We start from the raw sequence: 24152 nt of genomic DNA, 5'->3' as shown, positions 1-24152 counted from the left end.
ACGGGTGAAGCGTTGCTCTCGTCGTGACAGACACACAACCGCACACCGTCAGCACGGCCAAGCCTTCAACCCCCACTCCGGCTGGACCTCTTCGCCGCCTCCTAAGCCCCCTGGGGCGGAAAGCAGCCGACGATGTTCTGCCTCAGTTCCGGGTGAGCGCCGAGCGACACGAGGATGCGGGCGCCGACAGCTTCCTGACCATGGTCCGGCGCCTGCCCTCGCTCGCCGCGACCGCCGTACGCCTCGCCTGGGCGGCCGACCCGCGCGCCGTGTTGTGGCTGGTCCTCCTGCAGCTCACCACCGGAGCCCTCACCGGCCTGACCCTCTACGCGACCCGCGGCGCGTTCGTCGCCCTGTTCGCAGCAGGGCCGCCCGCCGAACACCTGCGGGATGCGCTGCCGTCCCTCGCCGTGATCTCCGGGGCCGCGACCGTCCGTTCCATCACCGCGGCGGCAGCCATCACCCTCACCGCGCGAATCGGGCCGCGCGTCGACGGCCTGGCCGAGCTCCGCTACCTGGAGGCCGCCACCCGCGTCCCTCTCGCCTCGTACGACGACCCCAAGTGGTGTGACCACAGCGAGGCCGCGAACCGGGGTTCGAAAGACACCCACCTCATGGTCGACGCCCTCGCGTCGATCACCGCGTCCCTGCTGGGCATCCTCGCCGCCGCCTCCATCCTCGCCACCCTCCACATCACGCTCGTCCCGCTGCTGCTCCTCGCCGTCGTCCCCCGCGGGGCAGCCGCGATCTATGCCGCCCGCGCCGCTCACCATGCGGAGCGCCACACTCTGGCGGACCGGCGGCTACGGCACACGCTGATGTACCACACGGCCGGACGGAGCACCGCTCTCGACGTCCGCGCGAACACCATGAGGGGCTGGCTGCTGGACCAGTTCGCTGCCGTGGCGGGCCGGCTCGAAGCCCACGCTGAACGCGTGGGCCGTGCGACCGCCCGCTACCAGCTCCTCGGGGATGCCCTCGCGGGCACCGCGATGCTCCTCGTATACGGCGCCCTGCTGTGGCTGGTGACCAGCGGGCATGTTCCGCTCGCCGCCGCTGGAACCGCGGTCATCGCCGTGCAGACCAGCCGTCTCCTCCTCGGCTCCCTCGTCACTGGCATGCACACCAGCTACCGCGTCGGCCTCTACCTCGCCGACTGGGCGAGCTTCCTCGAGGACGCGGCCCATCGAACCCCGGACCGCTCGTCCGTCATCCTGCCCGAGCACCCCGAGGTCATCCGCGCCGAAGGCATCACCTTCACCTACCCGGGCAGTGAACTGCCCGCTCTCGACAAGGTGTCCGTCACCGTGCGACGCGGCGAGATCCTGGCGATCGTCGGCGCGAACGGGTCCGGCAAGTCCACCCTCGCCAAAATCGTGGCCGGGCTGCTGACCCCTTCCTCGGGCAGCGTGACCTGGGACAGCATCGACCTCGCCCAGGCCGACCCAGATCAAGTGTGGGGCCGCCTCGCCATGCTCCCTCAGGACATCGCCCGCTGGCAGACCAACGCCCGCGAGAACATCACCCTCGGCCAAGGGTGCGGCAGCGACGAAGCCGTACTCGCGGCAGCAGCAGCCGCCGGCGCCGACGAGGTACTCGACCGGCTCCCCGACGGCCTCGACACCAACCTGGCTGCCTCCCTGTGGGGCGGCCGGGACCTGTCCGGCGGCCAGTGGCAACGACTCGCCGCCGCCCGGGCCTTCTACCGCAGCACTGCGCCCGTCCTGATCTGCGACGAGCCAACCTCCGCGCTCGACCCCCGCGCCGAGGAAGCGATGTACGACCGGATCCGCCGACTCGGCGCCGGGCGAACCGTCATCCTCATCACCCACCGCCTCGGCTCAACCCGTAACGCAGACCGCATCCTCGTCCTCGACGCCGGGCGAGTCCTCGAAGAGGGGACCCACGAATCCCTCCTCGCCCAGCACGGTTCCGAGTACGCGGCCATGTGGGAGAAGCAGGCCAAGACGTACAGCGATCAACCTGCGTAGGCTCCCCTGTCGATCTTGGCCATCCCTATCCGACACGAGGGCGCTTGCGCCTGCTGCCGGCTCGGTATCGGTCGAGATTCGCAGGAGGCGAGCTGCTGCACCGTCGATCGCCGAAGCGGAGCACTCCGAAGATCCTTTGGCCGGTACATTCCCTGTTGGGCCGCGACGACAGCGACGGACCGCGGCTGTTTTGACGGGACCACATCAGCGATTACACGGAGACACCATGTACTGGACTCTGGAACTGGCCAGCTACCTCGACGATGCGCCGTGGGCTGCGACGAAGGATGAACTCGTCGACTACGCCATCCGAACGGGCGCGCCGGTCGAGGTCATAGAGAACCTCCAGGCGCTTGAGGATGACGGTGACCCCTACGAGTCGATGGAGGAGATATGGCCCGACTACCCCACGAAGGACGATGTTTTCCACAATCGTGATGAACACTGACAGCACATCGACCAAGAGGCGGGTCGCATAAGCGACCGATTTACGGCAGAGCTAGGTCGAGGGCGCGCCGCCCTCGATCACCTACGCTCGAAGGTGGGCGCGGGGCCGGAGAGTCCCCGTGTCCACCAATACCCGTATCCCCGTCTCGCTCGCGGATCTTGCCGTCCCGCTCGCGGACCTGGTCCCGTACCACCGCAACCCTCGCACCGGTGACCTCGACGCCATCGTGGAATCACTGGCCACCCACGGGCAGTACAAGCCGATCGTCGTCAACAAGGGCACGCTGACGGGCCGGACGAACGAAATCCTGGCCGGCAACCACACAGCGAAGGCCGCCCGAAAGCTCGGGTGGGACGAGATCGCCGTGACGTGGCTCGACGTTGACGAGGACACGGCCGCGAAGATCGTCATCGTCGACAACCGCACCAGCGACCTCGCCGGGTACGACACCGCTCTCCTCGCGGACATCCTCACCGACCTTCCCGATCTTGAGGGCACCGGCTACGACCAGGAGCAGCTGGACGAGCTGCTCGACGACACGTCACTTCCCGCGCCGATCGAGCTGCCGAGCGACGGCGCCGGAACAGGGGCCGCTGCCACGGTGGACTACCTCCAGTGGGGCTACCTCCAGTGGTCATCGATCCGAGTCCGAATCACGCAGGACGAAGTCGAGTTCCTGAACTCCCTCTACAAGCGGTTCGTCGACGCCACTGACTCCGACATGGGGTTCGGCTGGCACGTCCTGAATGAGGAGCACCATGCCTCCGAGGAGGACGCGGCGTGAACCCACTGGACGTACGGTTCGATCCCGCATATCCGCTGGAGAAGCTCCGGCCGGCGGACTACAACCCGCGCCGCCTGTCGGAGTCGTCGTTTGTGCGGCTCCAGGCGTCACTGCGCCGCCACGGCGTCGTCAAACCAGTCATCTTGAACGCGGACGGAACCCTGGTCGCGGGTCACCAGCGAACCAAGGGGCTGAAAGCCATCGGGCAGGACACCGTACCCGCGATGATCCTGCCGCAGAAGATCCGCCTTCAAGACGAGATCAAGTTCAACCTCCTGCACAACCGCGTCGAGACCGAATCCTCCGTGGTGTACGCGGAGGCCGGGCCTATCGGTCAGTGGTGCTGGATTCCGTGGCAGACCATCGAGGTTGTCGCCTCGAAGAACCTGCCCTTCCAACAGGCCATCGGCTTCATGAGCGCAGCGCACGGCCCTTGGGGGTCGGTCGTCATCGACGACCAGGGCCGCGTGGTCCTGAACGCCGAATACGCGGCCGTAGCGAAGGCGCAGCGGTTCGACGTCCTGGCCTGGACCGTCGCCTCCTTCGACGCCGGCCAGCTCGTGGAGGACCTAACAGGCGAGTACGGCGTGTACGACTGGACCGGGCTGGAGGAGCAGGCCCCGGTGTGGAATCAGCACATCGTCCAGCCGAACCGGCTCCGCGAGCACTCCTCGAAGGCGAAGGCCGACAAGGTCCGCTACAAGTCGGAGGTCTGGGAGCGCCTGGTGCTGCCCTGGCTGACCACGTCGCACCGTGTGGTCGACTTCGGCGCCGGCCACGGCGACTACGCCCGGCACCTACGCGGCCAGGGCTACCAAGTCCAGGACTACGAGCCGTACCGCACCCTGAAGGGCAAGTACTCCCTGGACATCCGCGGCATCGTCGGCATGATCCGCGGCATCGAACGCGAGCTTCGCGAGCGGGGCCTGTACGAAGTCGTCGTGCTGGACTCGGTCATCAACGCCACGACATCGCTGGAGTACCAGCACTGGGTCCTGCTCACGGTGAACGCGCTGTGCGCCGCTGACGGCCAGGTGTGCATCGGCACGCGGAACCTGGAGCGCGAGAAGGCGTACGAGAACTCGGAGCACTCCATCAGCCGCGACTCCACGCGCCTCGCGTTCCTGGACGAGCACAGCGTGGACATGCGGTTCGTGCGGGGGAAGTGGCAGCGCATTCGATACCACACCCCGGAGTCCCTGCGGGGCCTGCTGTCCCGGTACTTCGAGGAAGTCGAGCTCAGCGACACCACGAGGGCCACCGTCAAGTCGGTCTGCCGCAAGCCCCGGGCGTTCCCCATCGAGGAATACGAGGAGGCTTTCCGGAATGAATTCAATATGCCATACCCCAACGATTACCGCCACGAGAAACATTTCGGAATTGTGGAAATCTTGATAGAATTGATCAAGGATAGGAATCGCGATTTGGAGGGGTAATAACATGGAATCGGGGGCGAACCATGAACCGGTTCGCATTGAAATACAGAGCCGTGAGAAGTACGGCATCATGTGGCTCGCCGGCATCCGGCACCTCAACCTCGCCGAGCACTGCCTGAAGACCTTCGGGGACTGCGACAGGCCCCGAATCGACCGGAACCTGAGGAAGCAAACGGTGCTGCTGCCGGCGGGATCACCACCGGTTGCCTGGTACCTGTGCGCGCTGCCGCTCCCGTGGGCCTGGGAGCGGAACGCGCACCTCGCGTTCGAGCACGCGCCCGGCGAGACGTGGGAAGGGAACGCTCACGTGCCAGGACCCGGGGTACGCCTGGCCAACGCCCGGCCGATCGAGGGCTGGGGCGAGAACTCCATCCCGGCAGACGCTCCACTCCGGCAAGCCCGGCTGTACCGGACCTGCCGGAACTGGCAGTTCGGATGGTGGCTCCGGCAGAACCGGGACGTGCCAGACGCTCCGAGGCCAGCAGCACACGAGCCCTCTGCTGCGAGCTCCGAACAGCTGACATTTGAGTAGTCGGGGGGGGGGGGGGGGCCCCGCCCCCCCCCCCCCCCCCCCCAAACCCCCCACCCCCCCCCCCCCCCCCGCCGCGCAAACCCCCCCAAAAAAACCCCCCGCCACCCGGCCACCCCGCCCCGATCACATCTCCAGGAGCAGCCGCACGACCTGGATCACCGAACCCACTACCTGTACCCCTCGCACGATCCACCGCGCCACATCGAAGGCGTGCCACCTGGATTCGCTCCAACGGGTCTCTTCACGACGGTGCTTCCCCACAACTACCCCTCTCATCGACAGCCCCAAGCCGGTTGGCCCAAGGCCTTCCTCATTGGCTCTGTTCGGGGTTGCGTTCGGGGTAGGCAGCGATCCGGCGAACAGGGGAACGCGCAGGTGGGTGCGGGTGTAGAAAGTGTTCGGCAATCGTTCGGGCCGAACACAAGGACACGCAATGGCAGAACTGCACGAACAGCTCCAACAGCTGTGGAGCACAGCCAACAAGTCGTTCCGCAACGTCGCCGCGTACGGCAAACGAAACGGGGTCAAACTCTCCCCGTCCACCGTCAAGGGCTGGCTTGGCGGCGTCGTGCCGGACAGCACGACGGCCTTGACGGCATTGGTGGAGTACTTGGAGACGGCGGCCGAGAGGGAGTCCGGCTGGCAGAGGCTGCCCGGCGGAGAGTGGGCGGCGCTCTACCGGGCAGCGCACGAGGCCAAGGTGAAGGCTCGGCAGAAAACCTCTGCCCCAGCCACAACGCCCCAGCGAGCGTCCTCCGCCCCGACCCTCCAGAACTCAACAAGCCCCGCCCAGCCGGGGGACATAGAGAAGGCTCGTCGCATCCTGAAGGCCTTTCCGCTTGATGCGTCGTGGTTCACGTCCTTCGAGCACCAAGCCTCCTTCCACAGGATTCACGACTCCGTCCAAGACCCGCTGTACGACGGACAAAACGTCCTAGCCCGTAACTACAAGGTCCGGTTCCTGGACCCGGACCTTCAGCGCCAGAGCGAGAAATTCCATGACACTGTCAACGCGTTTCTCCACTCCTTGGACCACATGGATGCCGACGGTAAGAGCGGGTACTCGCAGATACCCACCGAGTGGCGGCGCTCCTTTCGTGACCAATACGAGAGCCTCCTCCGTAAGCTCTCGGGGCAACGCGACGAACTGATGACGGAGTACGGAGCACTCATCAATCTGTTCAACGAGAGAGGCATACCCCTTTTGCCGAACGGCAGCTAACGGCCGCGCCTCCGCTACGGGATCATGGACGGTGGGTGCGGGGCCCAGGGAGACGTTCATGGGCCGCCCCACCCGGGCTGTACGAGCCGCCATCACTCAGCGCCGCACAGATGCCATCGACCTGAAGTTGGCCGGTATCGACTGGCTGACGATCGGCCGGAAGCTCGCTGCCGATCCGTCAATCAACTCCGACGGCGTGGCCTACCCGCAGGGGTACGGCGTCGACACCTACCGGAAGGGGCTGGAGCCGCCGAGCGACAGTCGCCTGATCGAGCTCGCCTGCAAGGACGTCTCCAAGGCTCTCGCCGAGCGCAGCACCGCCCTGGACGGCAGCACCGATGAACTGCGCAAGCTCATGGCGGAGCGGCTGGAGCGGCTCTTCTTCGGCGTGTACCGCGCCGCGATCCGTACCGGTGATCTCCAGGCCGTTGACCGGGCTGTCCGGATCATCGAGCGCAGCAGTCACCTTCTCGGGCTGAACCGCCCCGTACGCACGGAGGTGTCCGGCCCGGACGGCGGTGCCGTCCAGGTGGAAACCGCCGGGCTCGAGGAGCTGCAGCGGCTCATTACTCTGGCCGGCGACGCAGGCGAGGGTGGTGAGGCCTGACGAGGCTGCGGTCCTCCAGCTGTACCGCACGCTTCCCGCGTCGCGGCGCCGCGAGATAGCCGCAGCTTCCACACCGCAACTCCGTGCCCGGCTGGCTCAGATCGAGCGCGGGTTGGCGATGGACCGCTCGCCGGGGGCGATGGCGGCGGTCCTCACCGAGGGTCGGGAGATGCAGGCCCCGCACCTGGGGCTGATCGACGCTGCCTTCGAGAGGGTCGCGGCCGGGGTGCCGACAAAGCTGCTGCTGACGATGCCGCCGCGTCACGGGAAGAGCAGGCGGGCCGCCCGGTGGGCGCCTTTGTGGTATCTGCGGCGGCGCCCGGAGCACCGGGTGATGATCGCTTCGTATTCCTCGGATCTGGCCGACGACCACGGCCGGTGGATCCGCGACGCTATCCTCGCCTACGGGCCCCAGGTCGGCATCGCTCTCCGCCCAGGCTCGTCGGCGGCGAACCGCTTCGATCTGCTGGGGACCGAGGGCGGCGCCGTCATGGCCGGTGTCGGCGGCGGCCTCACCGGTAAGGGCGCGCACCTGGCGGTGGTGGACGACCCGATCAAGGACGCCGCCGAAGCCTCCTCCCCCACCATGCGCAAACGCCTGTGGGAATGGTGGCAGGCCGTCCTCCTGACCCGCATCGAGCCGGGTGGCTCCGTCATCCTCATCCAGACCCGGTGGGACGAGGACGACCTGGCCGGCCGCATCCTGGCCGACGAGGGCAGCCGGTGGACCCACATCGACTTGCCCGCGCTCGCCCTCTCCGAGGACGATGCGCTTGGCCGCCCGATCGGCGGCCCGCTCTGGCCCGAACGGTACAACGAAGCGGCCCTCGCCGAGATCCGCCGGTCGGTCGGCGAGCGCGTCTGGTGGAGCCTCTACCAACAGCAGCCGCGGCCCCAGGACGGCGGAGTCTGGGACTGGGCGTGGATCACCAACAACCGGATCGGCGCCGCGCAGCTTCGCGGCGTCGACCTCAGCAGAATCGTTATCGCAGTGGACCCTGCTGGCGGCGAGTCAGCAGTAGGCGACGAGACCGGCATCGTCGCGGCGGCCCGCGATACCGAGGGCCACCTGTACGTCCTGGACGACCGCTCGGGCAACCGTGGCGCGGATGCCTGGGGCCGGGAGGCCTGCCTGCTCGCGATCGAGCTGCGCGCGGACGCCATCGTGGTGGAGGCGAACTACGGCGGCGACATGAGCCGCCAGATCCTCCACCAGGCTTGGCAGGAGCTCCAGCGCGACCAACGCACGGAGAGCATGCTGATGCCCGCAGTTCTCCCAGTCACGGCGAAGCACGGCAAGAGGTTGCGGGCGGAGCCGATCGCCCAGCTGTACGAGCAGGGCAGGGTGCACCACGTTGGGCAGTGGCCGACGCTGGAGCAGCAGATGGTGACCTGGGTGGCGGGCATGGACTCCCCGGACCGGATGGACGCCGCCGTCCACGCACTGACGGAGCTGGCCAGCCCGCAACACAGCGGAGCCACGATCGGCGAGTACAGCGACGACCGACTAAGCGGCCGCCGATAGCCACTAGCGTCCCGAATTTCCAGGGCGGGCACAGCAAGGTAGGCGAGGGCGAGGGCCTCGCTGGTGAGTTCCGGGGTGGTCTCGGTAGCGGAGCCTGTCAACGTGAGTTCGCACTGAAGACAGACGCGACTGTGCCCGACGCCTCCGGGGAGGCGCGGGGCACACCGGTCCGATAGGCACAGCAGCCAGCTCTGACTAGTGAAAGATCTTCGCGCTACGGCAGTGGCGAGATATTTCGGGTGCTTGAGGAGCACCCCCAGTTCCTCGCGCTCCCTTCAGCCTCGAAGCAATCGCTGGCGCCTGGCGTCCTCGTCCGGGTCAGTCGGCACCGATGTGCTGACGGGCGCAGGAGTGCTCACTTCAGGGGCAGGGCGAAGGGTGATCTGGTACTCCTCTGCGGATTCGAGGAGGGAAGCATCAGGGTTCTCTCGGCGGCCTCGGGCTTTGACCTCCAGCTGGTACCACCCTGGACCAGAGGTGGACAGGACTGGAAGTTCCAGCCTTGGCCCATCGACGACCGATTCGATGCGTAGGTTGCCCGTTGGCGACCAGACCCGTGCCCTAGCTTCCTCCTCCCATACCCCTGTTGCGTTCATCGGGGCACCGGTGCACACCTCCACGTGAACATTGCCGGTGTTGATGCCGGTTCGCACCATGGCCCCTGCAGACATGGGAGCGATCAAGCCCCCGGACCAGTCCACGCTTTCGATGGGTACTTCACCATGGTCGAGAATCCCGAAAATGCCCTCGTTGATGAACACTTGAGACTGGTTGCGCGTCATCACCACTCCTCGTGTCGTGGCGGGCGGGGCCGCCGCCACTTGGCGAGGCAATCATCCGCTGGGCCAGCTCGCAACGGTGACGGCGGCTGCCAACTGCCGCCGCCTACTGAACGACAACATTGAAGGGGTCGTTCTGCAGGACACGTTCCCGGCGGAAGAACTGCGTATTGGTCCCGCCCTGCGAGCTGTTGTCGGCCTGGGCGATCATGCACACGCTGACTCCCGTTGGTCCTGTCGCGGTCGGGACGCCGGCGAACCCGCAGCCAGGGTGGGACCGCCGTGCCCCTCCGGCGCTAAGCCCTTGCTGCGAAGAGGCGATCGGATACTCGTCGCAGGATTTGTCCGGGACACTCGGAGCAGATCCACAGGCCTGAGTCCGGTTGGAGTCGATGACGGCTTGGTCCTCGGTCCGCGTAAGCCGCGACGGCAGGCCTGACGCCTGGGCCTTGGCTACGTGGTCGGCGAGCTCGGGAGTGGCGGCGCGGGTGTAGACGAGGTTCGAGGCGGCCCACGGGATAACGCATCCGATGCCCGGACGTCCGGCGGTGGCGTTGTCGCAGCGCACTTCGTTCATCGAGTAGTCGGTAACGGCGGGCTTGTAGCCCGCGTTGTTGAAGGTGAGGTACCAGATCGTCTTGCATTTGCCGGTGGCGGCCGGACCGGTGATCGCGGTGTCCCAGAAGGACTCGCCGGTGTTCCAGCTGTTGAGCGGCAAGAGGGGTTTGGCGGGGAAGGTGGCGCTGTTGCGAGTGCAGGGACCCGTGAGAGTCGCCTGCCCGTCGATGGTCGCCTTCGTCGCGTCTCCCCAGCCGCTGTACATGGATGTGTCGATCTGGTGTGCGTAGCGGCCCAGTCCGGTGTCGGTGTAGTTGTATTGCATCACCGTGACGTTGGCTTGCCCTGTCGTCGTTCGCTGCCCGTTGGTGTCAACGTAGGTGGTGTAGGTGACGGTCGACCAGATGCAGGCTTGGGTACGGGTGCCCCATACCTGGTTGTAAGCCTGGTCGCACCACTGCGGGGGCGTGACTCCGACTGCGAGGCTGGGCGTCCGCCGTGGGGCGTTGCTGGGCGGCGTGTCCGTTGTGGTGATCTCGAGGCAGCTGTAGCGGCCGTCAGGAGTTCGCTCCGAGCACTTGCCATGGCCGCTGGCGGCCAGCGATGCGGGGCCACCGGCGGGCTTAGGCTCCGGTGTGCGGTCCGGGTTCTGGTCGGGTGTGAGTCGCCCGGCGATCGAGGCGGGCGGGGCATCAGCGGTCGGCTGGGCGGGGGCCACGCCAGTGGCTCCGGCGACAGCGGCGAGTGTGGCCGCGAGGGCGGTTGCAACCCGTAACACTGCTGGTTTCACAGCGAGTTGACGCATGGATGTTGCCCCTTCTGTGGGTTGGAGGGGGCGACAGTAGCCCGACGATGCGGACTTGCGTGCGATTAATTTCGTGCATGAGACGTCAAGAGGGCCATTTCGGCTCAGCGTGTCCCAACCCTCGGATGCCGTTTGCCGGTGACAATCAGGAGTTTGCGGATCCTCCGCTTCCGCAGGGGGATAGCCAGCTTCGGCTTCCTCCGTGCAGGCCATCAGTCGGTGCCGTCATCGGCTCTGAACTCCGCCTATGCCTGGAGCCGTAGAGCAGCCGTGTAGTCGACGTGACGTCGGCGTGGCACAGGATGTCCGATCGTCGCGGTCGCGGGAAGCGTGATCTTCCCCCACTCCCGGTGGGAGAGAGAGCCGCAATGCTGGTGCTCGGCGCAGACGCGAAGTAGCGCAAGGCTCACTGGCCTAGGCTGAACTCGGCGCGGGGCCGTTGAGGAGCAGCTGTCTTGGGTCTGCGCACTTACGTTTCCGACGCTTGGTCGTGGCTGAACTACAAGCCGATGATGGCCTCGAGCGCCGATGGGCGCCCGCATCGTGGACTCGTCGCTGAGGCCACCTGGCTGCCGCGGGACTCCGCCCGGCGGTTGGCCGCCTACAAGGTCCTCGCCGCGTACGACGTGAATCAGGCGGGTGAGCTGGCCGCGCTCACGGGCAACGACGCCGGCGCCGAACGGCGGGAGTTCGGGGACGCCGCCGCGTTCGTGGATACCACGCTCGCGCATTTGCTCGGCAAGGCTCAGCAGATCGTCGTTTCCGGTGCCGAGCGCGCCGGGGACGAGGGCGCGAGCCCGGAGGCACTGTCTGCGGCCGAAGTTCAGCAGCGGCTGCGCTCCTGGGCGGAGGCAGAGCTGTTCGCTCTGCGGATGCAGGCAGCCGAGCGGAAGGCCGTCCTGCTCGGCGATGCTGTGTACCTGCTGGCATGGGACCCGGCCAAGGACCGGGTCCGGCTCCGTACGTTCGATCCCGGCTTCTACTTCCCCGTCCTGGATGAGGACGCCGATCCGGGCGATTACCCGCAGCGGGTGCATCTCGCATGGGAGATACCGGAGGACCCCGAGCGGGGTGTGAAGGCCCGCGTCCGACGCATCACCTACGAGCTGGGCCCGATCACGGCCGCAACCCGCAGCATGCTGAAAAGCCGGCCGTCCGGCCGGGGCCCGATCGCTGACGGTGCCGGCGGGTGGCTCATGGAGCCGGGCGACTGGTACCGCGAGGACAGCAACACCATAGAGCGGACCTACCCGTGGGCTCCTGACCGGCCATCCTCGACCACCTGCTTCCTCACGGATGCCGAGTGGCTCCTCGATGAACTGCGGCACGGACAGAGCCTTGACGACCTTCCACTGGAGCGAGCCCGGTTCCGTACCCGTTCGGACGGCGAGGTCCTGAACCGGCTGGATCTGCGGATCGACTTCATCCCCCTGGTGCACGTCTCCAACACCGTGGCCGACGGGGAGCACTTCGGGCAGTCCTCGCTGGCCTCGGTGATGCAGGTTCTCGACGAGCTCGCGGAGACGGACACGGACTCGGCTCGGGCGTCGGCGACCACCGGTGCGCCGATCATCGGGCTCGCGGGCGCACGCGCCGAAGTCGACCGCGTCACGGGGCGGCCCCGCCCGCTGTCGGTGGCGCCGGGTACGATCTTCCAACTCGCGGACGGCGGACGGATGGACGTCCTCGATACCTCCGGCCAGCTGGCGGAGCTGCGGGCCCGCGTGGAGGAGATCCGGGAGCGGGCAGCAGTCAACGCTCGTCTGCCCGCGGTGAGCCTGGGCACGGTGGACCCCTCGGACGTGCCGTCCGGCTACGCCCTCCAGTTGTCCCTGGGGCCGCTGGACTCCCTGGTCGACGCCATGCGCCTGGCCCGGGCGCACAAGTACGCGCTGCTGTTCAAGCTGGTGCAGCGCCTCCATCAGGCAGGTCAGGCCGAAGGCTGGCCTACGGGTCCGACGCCGGCCGTCCAGCTCGTGTTCGGGCCGCATACCCCGACCGACCGGAGCGCGGTCCTGGACGAGGTGGTGCGCGGCGTCGGTGCCGGTGTGCTGAGCCTGGAGACCGGGGTGGGCATGTTGCAGGACGCCGGATATCCGATCGAAGATGCGCGCGAGGAGGTCGAGAGGATCGCCGCGCGACAGCCGAAGAAGGCATCGGCGGACGCCCGCTCGGCACCGCCCGGCGACGGGGAAGAACTCACCTCTCCGGAGGGGCCGAGAAATCCCGCTTCCGCTTCGTCTTGAACCGCTCCCTCTGCCGTTCCACGGGCTCGCGCATATCCTCTTCGGACAGCTCGTGCCTGGTGCCGCCGCCCCACTCGGTGAGGTACGTGCCCCTCCCGCCGGGGACGTTGTCGATGTGCGAGATGAACAGGCAGTCGCCTGCGAAGTCGCCGAACTCGGGGCCCAGCACCTCGCCTTCCTTCGGGTCCCGTCCGGCCGCGAGCCGCTTACCGTCCTCGTCGTAGATGACGCGCTCTTCCTCGGACGCCGCCGTCCGTACGCACGTCCCGGGCGATGATCCGCGAACTGTGTACTGGGCCTCTTGAAGGCTGACCGTGTACGCGGTGAACGGCGTGCGGTCCACCCAGGGCTGCCATAGCCACAGCCCGCCGCCCACCGCGAGCGCGGCCAGGGCGCCTACAACGAACCGCGTTCTCTTCAGTCGCGGGTCGGCCGGTGCCTTCTCCAGCGATACCCGGTCGATCTCTTCCACGATGCCCCCCACCTGGATAGTCGCTGACGATCATGCCAGGCGAGGGGGTGTGCAGGGCCGCGCTGGGCGTCACGCTGGCGTACGTAGACTCGATCTCGGCGCGGGGACGTCGAGGAGAGTCACGTCCTGATGTCCCGCACCCTGCTGTCTCCGGCCGCTGTACTCGGCTACCGCAGCGACGGCCGCCCGATCCACCCGATCCTGGGCGCGTCCCCCGAGGACCCGTCCAACACCACTGATCCGCAGGTCACTTTCGGGCAGCAGCAGCTTCAGCAGCTGATGGCTCGTGAGAAGGACCAGGGTGCCCGTGCTGGTGCCCGCGCTCTCGTGGACCGGCTCGGCTTCACCTCCGCCTCCGAGCTGGAGCAGTTCGTCACCAAGCAGCGTGAGGCCGAGGAGCAGCAGCTCACTGAGGTGCAGCGCCGGGAGCAGGAGCTGAACGCCCGCGAGGCCGCCGCCGGCCAGCGCGAGGCGCAGGCCATCGCCCGGGAGCGCGAGGCAGCCAAGCGGGCCACTCTCGCCGGGCTGGGTGCAACCGGCACCGGCCTGGACGACGCCGTCGTACTGCTGCGTGTGTCCGAGGACTCCGACGACGCGGCACTGGCGCAGGCCGCTCAGGATCTGCGGGAGCGCAGGCCCGAGCTGTTCGCCCCCGGCCAGATCACCCTCGCCCCGATTCCTCCGGCCCCGGGCGGTGCACCGGCCTCCGTGCCCCCGTCCCGTCCGAACAATCCGCCTGCAAAGCCCGGCTCCGCCGGACTCGAGATGGCCCGCCGCCGCGGCCTCGTCCCGCCGACCAGCTAGCCGGCGGCCGCTGCGGCTGCCCGTGCTCGGGGACCACGCCCCGGATCCCTTCCTCGTGGACCGCTCCACCAATACGGGTGGCTGCGTGTCGCCTCCAGCGCATAGGAGACAGCGGCTTGATACAGCCGTTCACGACGTCTGTGACCGTAACCGCCGACCGGGACTGGCTTGCCTCCCGTCACGGCACCGACGCCACCGAGACGATCACTCTCGACCTGACCAAGCTCACCAAGGCCACCCACTACGTCGAACCGTCGGCCGCCGGCCCCCACGGATACGTGCGCTCCGGTGTCCCCGTGGGCCGCATCACCGCCTCCGGCCTGTACGGTGTGTACGACCCGGCGGCCACCGATGGCCGCCAGGTCCTCGCCGGCCTCGTTTACGCTGAGGCCGCCTTCACCCCCGGCACCACGAAGGTCCCGGCCGCCCTGTTCTGGCATGGCACGGTGAAGACCGCGAAGATCCCCGGCGGCATTGATCCGTCGAAGATCGCTGCGAACCCGGCGGGCGCGCAGCTCCGCTTCCTGGCGGTGAGCTGATGAGCGTCTCCGACCTCCTGAAGAACGTCAGCGTCGCGGACCTGACCGTCTACGCTCGTTCCATCCCCAACCCGGGCGACTTCCTTCTTACCCAGACCGTCTTCGCGGAGACCCAGGTCCAGGACGTGAAGTGGCGCATCCGCAACTCCAAGCGGCGCGTCAACACCGCCTCCTACCGCGCGTACGACGCCAGCGTGCCGTTCGCGAAGCGGCAGGCGGAGTCCACGCAGACAGAGGGCACCCTGCCCGCGCTCGGCCAGAAGCTCCTGGTGGGCGAGATGGAACAGCTGCTCCTCGATGCGGCGCGCGGCGCGGACGAGGACCGGCTGATCGAGCTGCTCTACGACGATGTGGAGCGGCACGTCGAAGCGATCCGCTCCCGTCTGGAGCTGGCGGCCGGTGACGTCCTGATCGACGGGAAGTTCACCCTCGCCGGCGAGAACAACCTGACCGTCGAAGTGGACTACGGCGTCCCGGCGGCCAACATGCCGACCGCTCCGAAGCTGTGGAGTGATCCGACCTCGGACCCGCTCTCGGACGAACTGCGGTGGATCGACCACCTCGACTCGATCGGCGCCCCAGCCCCCGAGCTGGTCCTCACCTCGCGCAAGGCGTGGTCTCACCTCGCGGGGAACAGCTCCTACCGGGCCGCCTACTACGGCACCCCGGCTGGCACTCAAACGCCGACCTCGGCCCTCACCCCCGAGCAGGTCAACTCGGTGCGCGGCACGTACGGGCTTCCGCCGATCACGCTCTATAAGGCGCAGGTCTGGCAGGACGACGTGTCCAAGCGGGTACTGCCCGAGGACAAGTGGATTCTCCTGCCGCCGGACCGGGCCAAGTGGGGCCAGACCCAGTACGGCACCACCGCGGAATCCCTGGCGCTGTCCCGCGGTACCGACCCGCAGATCGAGCGCGAGGAGGCTCCGGGCATCGTCATCACCCGCGACGCCACCGACGACCCGGTTCAGATCTGGACCAAGGGCGCCGCTGTCGCCATGCCAGTCCTCGCCGCACCGGACTGCCACATCACCGCAACGGTCCTGTGAGCGCCGCCATCCGCGCTCTGGGCGTCCTCGCGGCAACCGTCCACGTCCTCGACCCCGTAGAGCGCATTCCGATCATCCTGACCTTCGGCACGGAGGTCACGGACCCAGCGATCGCCGGGCAGATCACCAACCCGAATTGCTGGGAGATCGAACCAGCACCGAAGGCGAAGCCCGTCCGTAAGGCAACGGACTGACCCCCGGCGGGGAGGAGCACACGCTCCTCCCCGCCCCTTCGTGACGAGGAGCATCATGGACAGCGGTGTACTGCGGTGGCTTGCCGCACAGCTCGGCCCCGACACCGACCCCGCCAACCTGGCCCAGCGGTACGACCGGCTCGGCAGCGCCCGAGCTGTCGCCGATGAAGTCCTACATGAGCGGATCGCCGCCCTGCTCTCGGAACCTCTGCGGATCAGCGTCAACGGTGTCGCCACCATCGACCACTCGGCGAACGTGGCCGCTCTTGAACGCCGTCTGACCCAACTCAACACCCAGATGGCCCCGGACGATCCGGCCCCGGGTACACCGGAAACCCTGGTGGCGGTGCCGCTTCTTAGCCGGCCGCGCCGGTAGGCGGGGCCTTCCCGACCCGCTGTCTGCATGGGCACCGCTCCCCCGCTCCTAGCCTGGAGAACCTCCATTCCGACGAAGGAGCTGGTGGGCGTGAAGAGGTATGTGGTGGGCTCACGGGCGAGCACTCTGGCCAGGGCCCAGGTGAGCGGTTACCTCGCCCTCCTGCGCAACCGTTCCCCGGACGTCGAGTTCGTCCGACGCGAGATCCGCGAGGGCGGCGACGAGGACAGGATCTCTCCCCTGAAGCAGGTTTCCGAGCGGACGGGCAGCTCGGCGTTCAGCTCCAGCCAGGAGGAGGCCCTTGTCCTGCTCGACGTGGACTTCGTCGTCCACTCCTTGAAGGACGTCCCCACCGGCCTCGCGCCCGGCACCCTCCTCGTTCCGCCTCCGGGACGTGAGGATGTCCGGGATGCACTGTGTGGCTCGACTCTCGCCGCTCTCCAATCGGGCGCCCGGGTCGGTACGGGATCCGCCCGCCGCCGGGGTCAACTCCGGGCGCTGCGACCGGATGTAGAGATCGTCCCTATCCGGGGCAACGTTCCCCCGCGGTTGCGGCTCCGGAGCTCGATGAAGCTCGACGCGGTGGTGCTGGCCGGCGCCGGCCTGCACCGGCTCGGTCTGGAGCATGAAATCACCGAGCTGCTCCCGCCGAAGACGTGTCCGCCGAGCCCAGGACAGGGCGCCTTGGGCATCCAGGTACGCGAGGACGACATGGAACTTCGGGACCTACTGGAGGCTGTTGGTGATTCGGTCGTGGACGCGCAGGTGCGGGCGGAACGCGCGATGCTCGCGGAGCTCCATGGAGGGTGCACCGTCCCGATCGGCGCTATGTCCGAGGTCCTGCCCGACGGGTCTCTGACCCTGCTCGGGCAGGTCACATCCCTGGACGGCAAGCAGCAGCTCACCCGTCAGTGCGCAGGCCCAGCAGCCGACCCCGAGGCCTTAGGCAAGGCTCTCGCGGCGGAGCTCCTGAGCGCGGGCGCCGGGGAGATCCTGAGGGCGGTCCGGGCCCAGTCCGCGGCTCTGTAACGGGCAGAAGAGGAAACGTTCAGCACGGGGCCGCCATGGCCGCAAACGGCGGTGTCCCGCTCCTCCGAGGAGGGCGGGACACCAGGGTCCGATAAGCACAGCAGCCAGCTTTGATTAATGGACGTGGCTCACGCTACGGCAGCGAACGTGACGGTCCAGGGGCGGCGTGAACTGGTGGCTACGGCGCAGAGGTGGGAGTGCGCCTGAGACGGGTCCGCACGTAAGTGACCGTGGCAGTGCATCGCGCCCGTACCGAGCGGGCTGCGCGGCGCCAGGCCGAGGGAGTCGGTGTTGCTGCTGTCCGCACGGCGTTGCGGAAGGCGCGGAGTCGGTTGTCCAGGACGGGCTGGCTGCAGTGATGGAGCACTGCGTCGAGTACGGCGTCGGTCGTTGAGGCAATGTCCGGGTGCTGGTGGCGAGCGAGGGGCATGGAGCAGTGGATCGCGTGCTTGAGGGCGGTAGCTACTTCGGTGGCGGCCTGGTTGCGGTTCCCATCGATGAAGGCGATCAGGGCGCTGGCCCGGGCGGCGCCTTCGGAGATCGCGGCGGCTCCGGTTCGGGTCGGCGTGAGCATTCCGGCGGCGTACTGCGTGCCAGCCATGAGGATCGTCTTGAGGACTGCCTTCCGACCGTTCCACAGGAAGTCGCTGGTGTGGCCAGTGATCCGGATCGCGAGGACGGCGTTTGCGAACTCGTCTGCCAGTCGTTCGAGTTCCTCGCGGGCTATCTGCTCGTCTCTGCGCCTGACGGCGCGGGCGGTGAGCCCGGCGCCGAGGACAGTGCCGAGAACAGTGCCAGCTACCCCTGCAGGGATGGCCCAGAGTGCGATGAGGTGTTCCGTCTTCACGCCGCCAGGATGCCGGGGTGACCGCTGCCAGGTTGGTGGATTGGCCAGGTTGGGCGCCTGCCTCGCACACCTAGGCTCCGAATCATGAACGTTTTCGATGAGCCCCGACGTGTCCGTGTAGCTGCCCGTCCGAGCGGACCGGCCGTGATCGAGATCGATGGACGGGACGTGGCAGCGGCCGTGGAGGCGTACCGGATCACGCAGACCGTTGACGAGGATCCCGAGATCACCCTCTACCTGTCGCCTGGCTGGGAAGGCTTCGGCTTCGACGGTCTGGCCGACGTCATGGCCGAACCGGCGGACCTCCGGCATGTGGTGATCGACTTCCTCAACGCGGTCGATGCCCAGAAGTTGGATGAGGCCGTGTTCGCCCGCAACGACCTTGATGGTCGGCCCGGTGAGCTGACCCGCGGGCTGCTCGCACAGCTCAAGGACTGGGCGGCCCGTGCTTAACCAGCTGGGCATCAGTCGGGTCTTGGAGCGGCACATGATGCCGGACTGGGTGAAGGTGACCCGGCTTGCCGGTGATGAGGTGCTCGACCCGGCGACGGGGGTGCTCACGGCGGCGGCGCCTCTGGTCGTGTACGAGGGACGGGCAGGCCTTTACCCGCAGCAGGAGAAGATCCGCGCGCGCGGCCAGGACGGGGCGTGGGTGGAGGAGGTTCGGGCCGGGTACAAACTGATCTTGCCGTTGCCGGCGCCCGAGCTCGAAGACCACGACACCGTTCAGGTGATCAAGTCTCTGGACCAGCAGGCGCACGGCCGTACCTACGAGGTGACGACGCTGGGAGAGGTCTCCTCCTTCCCGGTCATCCGTACGGTGTGGCTGGAGCAGCACAACCGGAGGGCTGATGGGTAAGAAGGCCGCCTCGTTCAACCACCCGGCCGCGCTGGCCGCTGTCCTCGACCGTGGCGGGCTCGTGCTGCGCTCGGAGTCCGAGGCCGCGGTACGGGTCAGCGCCGCCCTCCTGGTCGCGCAGATCCGGCAGCGGGCGTCCGGCCGGCCAGGCCCCCGGGTGATCACCGGCCGGTACCGGGCATCGTGGCAGTCCGAAGTCCACGCGGCCGGCCCGGTGTTCGTAGCCGAGGTCGGCTCGAACGCGCTGCAGGCCCGCCGTCTTGAGTACGGGTTCGTCGGTACGGACAGCCTCGGCCGGCGGTACGCGCAGCCTCCGTTCCCTCATGTCGGTCCGGCGATGCGCGAGGCCGGGCCGGTCGTGACTCGTCTGCTCGGTGCTGCGGTGGAGCGTGCCCTGTGAACGAGCTCGCCGCCGACGTGGAGACCGTGCTGACCGAGGTCCTCGGCGGGCACGAGCGGGGCATCCTGTCCCGGGCCGTGGTCGTCGCCGAGGTCCTGGACGTGGACGGCGACCGCTCCCTCTCGGTCATCACCACCCCCGGCCTCAGCGAATGGGACGCCCTCGGGCTGTGCCGGTACGGCGTCCTCAGCATCGAAGGACCGGCCGCCGCCTACTTCACCCGGGACACCGAGTGATCGACCGCGCCCCCATGACGGCCGCCGTCCGCACGATGCTGGCTGCGGCGACCGATCGGCCCTGCGGCGTCGGGGTGCTTCCGTTGGTGGACGGCAAACCGGCACTGCTGCCGTACAGCGTCCTCTACCCGCTGGGCGGTCTCGTGGACGGTGCGCCGTTCTCCGACGCCTCCGAGGACGCTCACCTCACCTACCAAGTGACAATCGTCGCCGCCCGCACCGACCAGGCCGAGTGGCTGGCCGACAGGGTACGCCGAGCGTTCCTCGGCCGTACCCCGGCCGGCGGATGGAAGCAGCCACTGAGCGTGCCCGGCCTGACCGTGTGGGCGCGCGAACTTGTCGTGGACGAAGGCGCCGACCTCACGGGCACCGGGGACGTCGTAACGTACGTGCAGCGGCACACGCTGAGCACGACAGTCTCGACCTGAGGAGTGGCCCCATGGCCGAGCCGGACATCACCCGCAGCGCAAAGGGGTCCGTCAAGGCTGCCCGGGCCGCAGACAGTGCCGCCGAGAGCGCGCTCATCCCCGACGACGTCACCACCGAGCCCGCGATCCTGCGGCGCCTGATCGTCCTGGCGCTCCGCGACAACCTCGGCATCAGCGAGGAAGCCGCCGAACGGGTACCTCGCCGCCTACGAACGTCATGTCCTTGACGGCGACGAGCCCAGCACGGCCGTGTAGTTCACCGAGGTCAACTGTCGGCCGTACAGCGCCCACGTGCCGACAGGTCCCCTTCGGACCTGTCGGCAGGAGCTTCGGTCAGACCCTGTCGCGGATCTGGACGACCTCCTCGCGACGGGTTTCGACCGGTGGCGCGGACTCCTTCGGGGCGACCCGCCGCGCAATCCGCGCACGCGCGGTGGTGACCTTCGGCGCCCAGTAGGCGACGACTTCGCGGCGCACCGCCTTCGTCAGCGGCGGCACGAGGACCACGAGGCCGATGATGACGAGACCTGCGGCGAGGCCGTTCTCCCGCACCAGTTCCATCAGGGTGTGGATCTGCATCTGTTCTCCATGGTGCTGGCCTCGGCCAGACCCATGGAGGATCTATGCGGCCAAGGCGAAGCGGACGGGGACGTGGAGGAATCCGTCTACCGTCGGAGGGCGGGGAACAATGGGAGCCCGGAGGCGGGCCACACCGCACGGGCTGGTCTCAAGAATGGGAGGCTCGATGGCGTCCCGAAAGTGCAGGACCCCCAGCTCGCGCAGAACGTTGGCCATGGAAATCTTGGCCTGGGACTCGTAGGCTCGCGCCTGCTGCTTCAGCTTCTCCGAAAGGCGCGGACCGAGGGGAGTCAGCTCTTCGACGAGGCCGAAGGTAGACTGGCGACCTTGGCGCGAGCGACCGAATTCGAAGACGTCGCGAAGGTCACGCACACGGTGGCGGCCTGCGGAGGGCAAGGTGTGCCAAGGAGCGGCCGACAGCGGTGGCACGAACTTCAGCTGCGCTACTAGCCCGTGAAGCCTGCCTGCGTGGTAGCTGCGAAGCTTGGCGTCAGCCAAGTGCGCACCGGCGCGCGTCTTGTCGAAGTACTCACCATCGAGGTCGATGATGAAGACTTCATCCGGGTCGATAGGCGTTACCGGCGTGGCACCTGCATAGCTCCCCCGGAGCGGCGGCTCGGCAAGCAGGTCATACCGCGAGAAGGCCGCTTGGACCCGCTCCCGCCAGTCTGACTCCCCGTCGCAGTTCACAGTCAGATCGTAGCGGGATGCTTCCATGATCACTTGCCCCTGCCTCACCTCCACGTCGGCGACGGTATGTTGAGCTACGTGATGGGGTCTTGGTTCCTGGTTTCGACTGAGCTCGTCCCTCTCCCTCACCGCGGAGGCCCCACGCGGACGCCCACCCCCTTCTCGGGGCGGGCCGGTTCCCCGGCAGTCGTCGAGGGACGGGGCCTCCCTCATCTCCGGCTGCCGTCCCGGAATCGGACAGCAGACCTTGCAGATCCAGAAGTATTCGCGGCGCGGCATCACGCGCATCCTGTGGCTTAAGGCAGTCAAAGACGTTGGCCACCTGCCTACTCGGGCGGAGCTGACTGCCGGCACCGACCTGACGAACGCCATCGCGGCGATCGACGGCTGGTCACTGTCGAACCAGGCCATCGAGACCCCAGACTTGGGCTCAACGTTCGAGTCGAAGATCCCCGGCACCGACCAGGCGGACGACTCGTCCCTCGGCTTCTACGAAGACAAGGTCGCCGACGAGATCGAGCAGCTACTCACTAAGGACTCCACGGGCTGGGTGGTGATCCTCCGGAAGGGCGATGTCCCGGGGAGCCGGTCGATGGACGTGTTCCCGGTGCGGATCGGCTCCCGCTCCCCGCAGTACTCGGTGGACAACGAAGCCGCCAAGTTCGTCGTGAGCTTCTCGATCACGGAGAAGCCCCTCCAGGACGCCGTGGTGCCGCCCGCCGCCCCGAAGGCGCCTTAACCCCCTCGGTCTTTTCCCCTCGAACTCCCAGCCGGGCCTGCTGGCCCCCTGCGCCCCATCCCTTGTTGGCGTGCGCTCGACGTAGGCCCGGCCGGGTCCCTTCCCTCCCCCTTGGAGACACCCCTCATGCCCGGCACCACCCCCACCACCGACATCCCGCCCCAGCAGGCGGTTGCCCGCGATGCGCACTGGGCGACCAAGCTCGCGCGTCTTCGTGCCCGGCAGCTCCCGGAGCAGGTCCTCCAGCTGTGCGACGACCTCGCCGCGAAGCAGCGCCTGGACCAGGCAAAGCTGAACCTGGCCCGCCTGAGGATGGCTGATGTGGAGACCGGCGGCGAGCAGGCCGAGCTGGTCGCCGCCCAGGCCGCTTTCGATGAGGTGTCGGTGCAGCTCACGTTCAAGGCGCTGCCGCGGCCGGTCCTCGACGGGCTGATCCGGCAGAACCCTCCGACGGAGGAGCAGGCGGAGACCGGCGATGCCTGGAACCCCGAGTCCTTCCCGCCCGCGCTGGTGGCGGCCGCGCACATCGAGCGTGACGAGAAGGGGAACGTTGTGGAGGGCATGACCGTGCAGGACGCGCAGGACCTCCTCGACAGCTGGCCGATCGCGGAGTCGAACAGCCTGTTCACGGCGGCCTGGCAGGCGCAGCAGATCAACCGGTCGACGGTCAGGGAGCTGGGAAAAGACTGATCGCCGACGGGCAGCTTCGGGCCGAGCTGGAGGTCTGCGACCGGTACCGGATTCCGCACTCCTTCTTCCTCGGCGCCGGGGAAGGCCGCTGGTCCGAGGGCGACCGGGCGAAGGCCCTCGCCTACGAGGCGTACCGGCGCAGCGTGTGCGAGCAGTGCGGCACCCGCGGCCCGGAGTGGGACGAGGAAGCCGGCGGCGACCGGTACGCGTACGTGACAACGACGGTGCGGTGTGTGGGCTGCGAGCTGATCGCCACCGAGCAACAGCAGGTACCTGACGGGCCGGATGGGTACGGCGTACGGATCGGACTCATCCCGCGGCCCTCCGCATAAGGGCGCGTCGCCAGTCTGTTGAAAGCAATGTGCCCGGCCGAGAATTTCCCGGCCGGGCACGTCTCCAAAAATGCGCACGCTAGGTGCTCAGGGTGTCGAACTCACCAATCCAGCTGCGGGCGATGAGGTGCTTCGGAAGGTACTCCGACTCGACGGTCAACGGGAATCCCGCGTCATGGGCCAGGCAGGCGATGGCCAAGGGGCCAAGAGCAACGAAGCTGTTGCTGTCACCGGCGCCCGCACCCTCGTCGAGACGCGTCCAGAACTCCTTGTGCCACTGGAGCGCCTCAGCCAAGGCTTCGTTGAAGCCAGCGTGATCGCCGGTGACGTACTGAAGGAAGAGGTTCATCGGAGGGTAGAGGATCCGCAGCATGAGAGCCCGGTCGTCGCCCTGGAGCCCCTCCGGGTCGGTACCCGCGATCGCTGCGTCCAGTGACACACTCAGGTCGCCACCGCGGAGCCACCACTTCTGGAGGGTCTCCACCCAGGGGTACACGTATTCGTCGTACTCGGCACCCGATGCCCGGAGTACATCCATGGGGACTTGCGCCAGGGCCGTCAGTCGCTCTGGCTCCCGGCAGACGATCGCCAGCCAGAAGGCACTGATCCAGTTCCCCGGATTGCTCGCGTACTGCGGACCGGTCGCCTGGAGGGTGCGGACCTCGTCCGCGATACGGCAGTCCACCGTTCCGGCCGTCGCTGTCGAGGTGGCGAAGAGGGCCGATCCGACCTGTGCGGCCGTCACCCACGCCTCCCAGGTCGGCAGGTTGGCCGCACGGGGGTCCTCGCCGCAGTGCGTGAGGGCCGCCAGGAGTGACGTCCCGAAGGCCAGCGTGAAGCTCCCAGGTGACGACTCCAGCTGCGCGATGCGCTGTGCCGCGCTCTTGTCGAGCGCCTCGGCACGGCTTCCCAGTCCAGCAGGCAGTTCGTGCCGAGGGACAGGAGCAGTCACATTG

General features: G+C 67.9%; 30 protein-coding genes. 23 read left to right on the top strand and 7 right to left on the bottom strand.

Annotation, left to right across the window (positions count from 1 at the left end; genetic code table 11):
* The first annotated feature begins 152 nt into the window (after nucleotides 1-152).
* The 8 genes from ACFV0Q_RS02220 (at nucleotide 153) to ACFV0Q_RS02185 (ending at nucleotide 8545) form a co-directional block, all read left to right on the top strand.
* Nucleotides 153-1991 carry an ABC transporter ATP-binding protein gene (locus ACFV0Q_RS02220; protein WP_384999110.1) on the top strand — a complete coding sequence of 613 codons (1839 nt, stop codon included), beginning with the start codon at nucleotides 153-155 and terminating at the stop codon, nucleotides 1989-1991.
* A 226-nt stretch (nucleotides 1992-2217) separates the two neighbouring features.
* Nucleotides 2218-2439: a DUF2795 domain-containing protein gene (locus ACFV0Q_RS02215; protein WP_384999107.1), complete on the top strand. Its 222-nt coding sequence runs from the start codon at nucleotides 2218-2220 to the stop codon at nucleotides 2437-2439.
* Nucleotides 2440-2557: 118 nt separating this feature from the next.
* A complete protein-coding gene (locus tag ACFV0Q_RS02210; RefSeq protein ID WP_384999104.1) occupies nucleotides 2558-3223 on the top strand; it encodes a ParB/RepB/Spo0J family partition protein in 666 nt (221 codons plus the stop codon).
* Nucleotides 3220-4659, top strand: coding sequence for a ParB N-terminal domain-containing protein (locus ACFV0Q_RS02205; RefSeq protein ID WP_384999101.1), 1440 nt, complete (start codon nucleotides 3220-3222; stop codon nucleotides 4657-4659). The genes ACFV0Q_RS02210 and ACFV0Q_RS02205 overlap by 4 nt, the downstream gene beginning before the upstream one ends.
* A 4-nt stretch (nucleotides 4660-4663) precedes the next feature.
* Nucleotides 4664-5191 (top strand): hypothetical protein, encoded by a 528-nt coding sequence (locus tag ACFV0Q_RS02200; protein WP_384999098.1) that lies wholly within the window; start codon nucleotides 4664-4666, stop codon nucleotides 5189-5191.
* 433 nt (nucleotides 5192-5624) lie between these two features.
* Nucleotides 5625-6413: a hypothetical protein gene (locus ACFV0Q_RS02195; RefSeq protein ID WP_384999095.1), complete on the top strand. Its 789-nt coding sequence runs from the start codon at nucleotides 5625-5627 to the stop codon at nucleotides 6411-6413.
* Nucleotides 6414-6471: 58 nt separating this feature from the next.
* Nucleotides 6472-7020, top strand: a complete 549-nt coding sequence (locus ACFV0Q_RS02190) for a hypothetical protein (RefSeq protein ID WP_384999092.1) — start codon at nucleotides 6472-6474, stop codon at nucleotides 7018-7020.
* Nucleotides 7010-8545, top strand: a complete 1536-nt coding sequence (locus ACFV0Q_RS02185) for a terminase large subunit domain-containing protein (RefSeq protein WP_384999089.1) — start codon at nucleotides 7010-7012, stop codon at nucleotides 8543-8545. Before ACFV0Q_RS02190 ends, ACFV0Q_RS02185 begins: the two co-directional genes overlap by 11 nt.
* Nucleotides 8546-8820: 275 nt before the next feature.
* On the opposite strand, the gene ACFV0Q_RS02180 is transcribed toward ACFV0Q_RS02185, so the two are convergent.
* Together ACFV0Q_RS02180 and ACFV0Q_RS02175 are read right to left on the bottom strand one after the other, a co-directional pair.
* Nucleotides 8821-9327 carry a hypothetical protein gene (locus tag ACFV0Q_RS02180; RefSeq protein WP_384999086.1) on the bottom strand — a complete coding sequence of 169 codons (507 nt, stop codon included), beginning with the start codon at nucleotides 9325-9327 and terminating at the stop codon, nucleotides 8821-8823.
* Between the two features lie 103 nt (nucleotides 9328-9430).
* Complete coding sequence (locus tag ACFV0Q_RS02175) at nucleotides 9431-10600, bottom strand: hypothetical protein (RefSeq protein WP_384999083.1); 1170 nt, start codon at nucleotides 10598-10600, stop codon at nucleotides 9431-9433.
* A gap of 542 nt (nucleotides 10601-11142) precedes the next feature.
* Between ACFV0Q_RS02175 and ACFV0Q_RS02170 the strand changes: the two genes are divergently transcribed.
* Nucleotides 11143-12933 carry a hypothetical protein gene (locus tag ACFV0Q_RS02170; RefSeq protein WP_384999080.1) on the top strand — a complete coding sequence of 597 codons (1791 nt, stop codon included), beginning with the start codon at nucleotides 11143-11145 and terminating at the stop codon, nucleotides 12931-12933.
* On the opposite strand, the gene ACFV0Q_RS02165 is transcribed toward ACFV0Q_RS02170, so the two are convergent.
* The gene (locus ACFV0Q_RS02165; RefSeq protein WP_384999078.1) at nucleotides 12887-13405 is read right to left on the bottom strand and encodes a hypothetical protein; all 519 of its coding nucleotides are present in this window, start codon (nucleotides 13403-13405) and stop codon (nucleotides 12887-12889) included. The genes ACFV0Q_RS02170 and ACFV0Q_RS02165 overlap by 47 nt on opposite strands.
* Nucleotides 13406-13534: 129 nt before the next feature.
* Between ACFV0Q_RS02165 and ACFV0Q_RS02160 the strand changes: the two genes are divergently transcribed.
* The 6 genes from ACFV0Q_RS02160 to hemC all read left to right on the top strand — a co-directional run bounded on the left by ACFV0Q_RS02160 (nucleotide 13535) and on the right by hemC (nucleotide 17396).
* Entirely contained in the window at nucleotides 13535-14209 is a 675-nt protein-coding gene (locus ACFV0Q_RS02160) for a hypothetical protein (RefSeq protein ID WP_384999075.1), read from the top strand.
* A 140-nt stretch (nucleotides 14210-14349) separates the two neighbouring features.
* Complete coding sequence (locus ACFV0Q_RS02155) at nucleotides 14350-14748, top strand: head decoration protein (protein WP_384999073.1); 399 nt, start codon at nucleotides 14350-14352, stop codon at nucleotides 14746-14748.
* Nucleotides 14748-15797 carry a major capsid protein gene (locus ACFV0Q_RS02150; protein ID WP_384999070.1) on the top strand — a complete coding sequence of 350 codons (1050 nt, stop codon included), beginning with the start codon at nucleotides 14748-14750 and terminating at the stop codon, nucleotides 15795-15797. Before ACFV0Q_RS02155 ends, ACFV0Q_RS02150 begins: the two co-directional genes overlap by 1 nt.
* Nucleotides 15794-15991: a hypothetical protein gene (locus ACFV0Q_RS02145; protein WP_384999067.1), complete on the top strand. Its 198-nt coding sequence runs from the start codon at nucleotides 15794-15796 to the stop codon at nucleotides 15989-15991. The genes ACFV0Q_RS02150 and ACFV0Q_RS02145 overlap by 4 nt, the downstream gene beginning before the upstream one ends.
* A 55-nt stretch (nucleotides 15992-16046) precedes the next feature.
* The gene (locus ACFV0Q_RS02140) at nucleotides 16047-16367 is read left to right on the top strand and encodes a hypothetical protein (RefSeq protein ID WP_384999064.1); all 321 of its coding nucleotides are present in this window, start codon (nucleotides 16047-16049) and stop codon (nucleotides 16365-16367) included.
* A gap of 27 nt (nucleotides 16368-16394) precedes the next feature.
* Nucleotides 16395-17396 carry a hydroxymethylbilane synthase gene (hemC, locus tag ACFV0Q_RS02135; RefSeq protein WP_384999061.1) on the top strand — a complete coding sequence of 334 codons (1002 nt, stop codon included), beginning with the start codon at nucleotides 16395-16397 and terminating at the stop codon, nucleotides 17394-17396.
* Between the two features lie 178 nt (nucleotides 17397-17574).
* Here the strand turns inward: hemC and ACFV0Q_RS02130 are convergent, their stop codons facing one another.
* Complete coding sequence (locus ACFV0Q_RS02130) at nucleotides 17575-18243, bottom strand: hypothetical protein (protein WP_384999058.1); 669 nt, start codon at nucleotides 18241-18243, stop codon at nucleotides 17575-17577.
* A gap of 84 nt (nucleotides 18244-18327) precedes the next feature.
* On the opposite strand from ACFV0Q_RS02130, the gene ACFV0Q_RS02125 reads away from it, so the two are divergent.
* The 6 genes from ACFV0Q_RS02125 to ACFV0Q_RS02100 are packed head-to-tail and all read left to right on the top strand — an operon-like array spanning nucleotide 18328 to nucleotide 20393.
* Nucleotides 18328-18696 (top strand): hypothetical protein, encoded by a 369-nt coding sequence (locus ACFV0Q_RS02125; protein ID WP_384999055.1) that lies wholly within the window; start codon nucleotides 18328-18330, stop codon nucleotides 18694-18696.
* Nucleotides 18689-19102, top strand: a complete 414-nt coding sequence (locus tag ACFV0Q_RS02120; protein WP_384999052.1) for a DUF6093 family protein — start codon at nucleotides 18689-18691, stop codon at nucleotides 19100-19102. The genes ACFV0Q_RS02125 and ACFV0Q_RS02120 overlap by 8 nt, the downstream gene beginning before the upstream one ends.
* Nucleotides 19095-19502: an HK97 gp10 family phage protein gene (locus tag ACFV0Q_RS02115; protein WP_384999049.1), complete on the top strand. Its 408-nt coding sequence runs from the start codon at nucleotides 19095-19097 to the stop codon at nucleotides 19500-19502. The genes ACFV0Q_RS02120 and ACFV0Q_RS02115 overlap by 8 nt, the downstream gene beginning before the upstream one ends.
* The gene (locus tag ACFV0Q_RS02110) at nucleotides 19499-19738 is read left to right on the top strand and encodes a hypothetical protein (protein ID WP_384999047.1); all 240 of its coding nucleotides are present in this window, start codon (nucleotides 19499-19501) and stop codon (nucleotides 19736-19738) included. Before ACFV0Q_RS02115 ends, ACFV0Q_RS02110 begins: the two co-directional genes overlap by 4 nt.
* A gap of 14 nt (nucleotides 19739-19752) precedes the next feature.
* Nucleotides 19753-20166, top strand: a complete 414-nt coding sequence (locus ACFV0Q_RS02105; protein WP_384999044.1) for a hypothetical protein — start codon at nucleotides 19753-19755, stop codon at nucleotides 20164-20166.
* 11 nt (nucleotides 20167-20177) lie between these two features.
* Nucleotides 20178-20393 (top strand): hypothetical protein, encoded by a 216-nt coding sequence (locus ACFV0Q_RS02100; RefSeq protein WP_384999042.1) that lies wholly within the window; start codon nucleotides 20178-20180, stop codon nucleotides 20391-20393.
* 106 nt (nucleotides 20394-20499) lie between these two features.
* Here ACFV0Q_RS02100 and ACFV0Q_RS02095 read toward each other — a convergent pair whose 3' ends face one another.
* Both ACFV0Q_RS02095 and ACFV0Q_RS02090 read right to left on the bottom strand, forming a co-directional pair.
* A complete protein-coding gene (locus tag ACFV0Q_RS02095; protein ID WP_384999039.1) occupies nucleotides 20500-20745 on the bottom strand; it encodes a hypothetical protein in 246 nt (81 codons plus the stop codon).
* A 42-nt stretch (nucleotides 20746-20787) separates the two neighbouring features.
* Nucleotides 20788-21489 (bottom strand): hypothetical protein, encoded by a 702-nt coding sequence (locus ACFV0Q_RS02090; protein ID WP_384999036.1) that lies wholly within the window; start codon nucleotides 21487-21489, stop codon nucleotides 20788-20790.
* Between the two features lie 193 nt (nucleotides 21490-21682).
* Here ACFV0Q_RS02090 and ACFV0Q_RS02085 point away from each other — a divergent pair, with 193 nt between their 5' ends.
* Nucleotides 21683-22174, top strand: a complete 492-nt coding sequence (locus ACFV0Q_RS02085) for a hypothetical protein (protein ID WP_384999033.1) — start codon at nucleotides 21683-21685, stop codon at nucleotides 22172-22174.
* A gap of 126 nt (nucleotides 22175-22300) precedes the next feature.
* A complete protein-coding gene (locus ACFV0Q_RS02080) occupies nucleotides 22301-22864 on the top strand; it encodes a hypothetical protein (RefSeq protein WP_384999031.1) in 564 nt (187 codons plus the stop codon).
* 411 nt (nucleotides 22865-23275) lie between these two features.
* Here ACFV0Q_RS02080 and ACFV0Q_RS02075 read toward each other — a convergent pair whose 3' ends face one another.
* Entirely contained in the window at nucleotides 23276-24148 is an 873-nt protein-coding gene (locus tag ACFV0Q_RS02075) for an immunity 49 family protein (RefSeq protein WP_384999028.1), read from the bottom strand.
* Nucleotides 24149-24152: the final 4 nt, after the last annotated feature.

It is taken from the genome of Streptomyces sp. NPDC059564, from assembly GCF_042735575.1.
Lineage (GTDB): Bacteria > Actinomycetota > Actinomycetes > Streptomycetales > Streptomycetaceae > Streptomyces.
The sequence above is the reverse complement of the archived record's forward strand: the minus strand, read 5'-3'. Positions and strand labels throughout refer to the sequence as shown.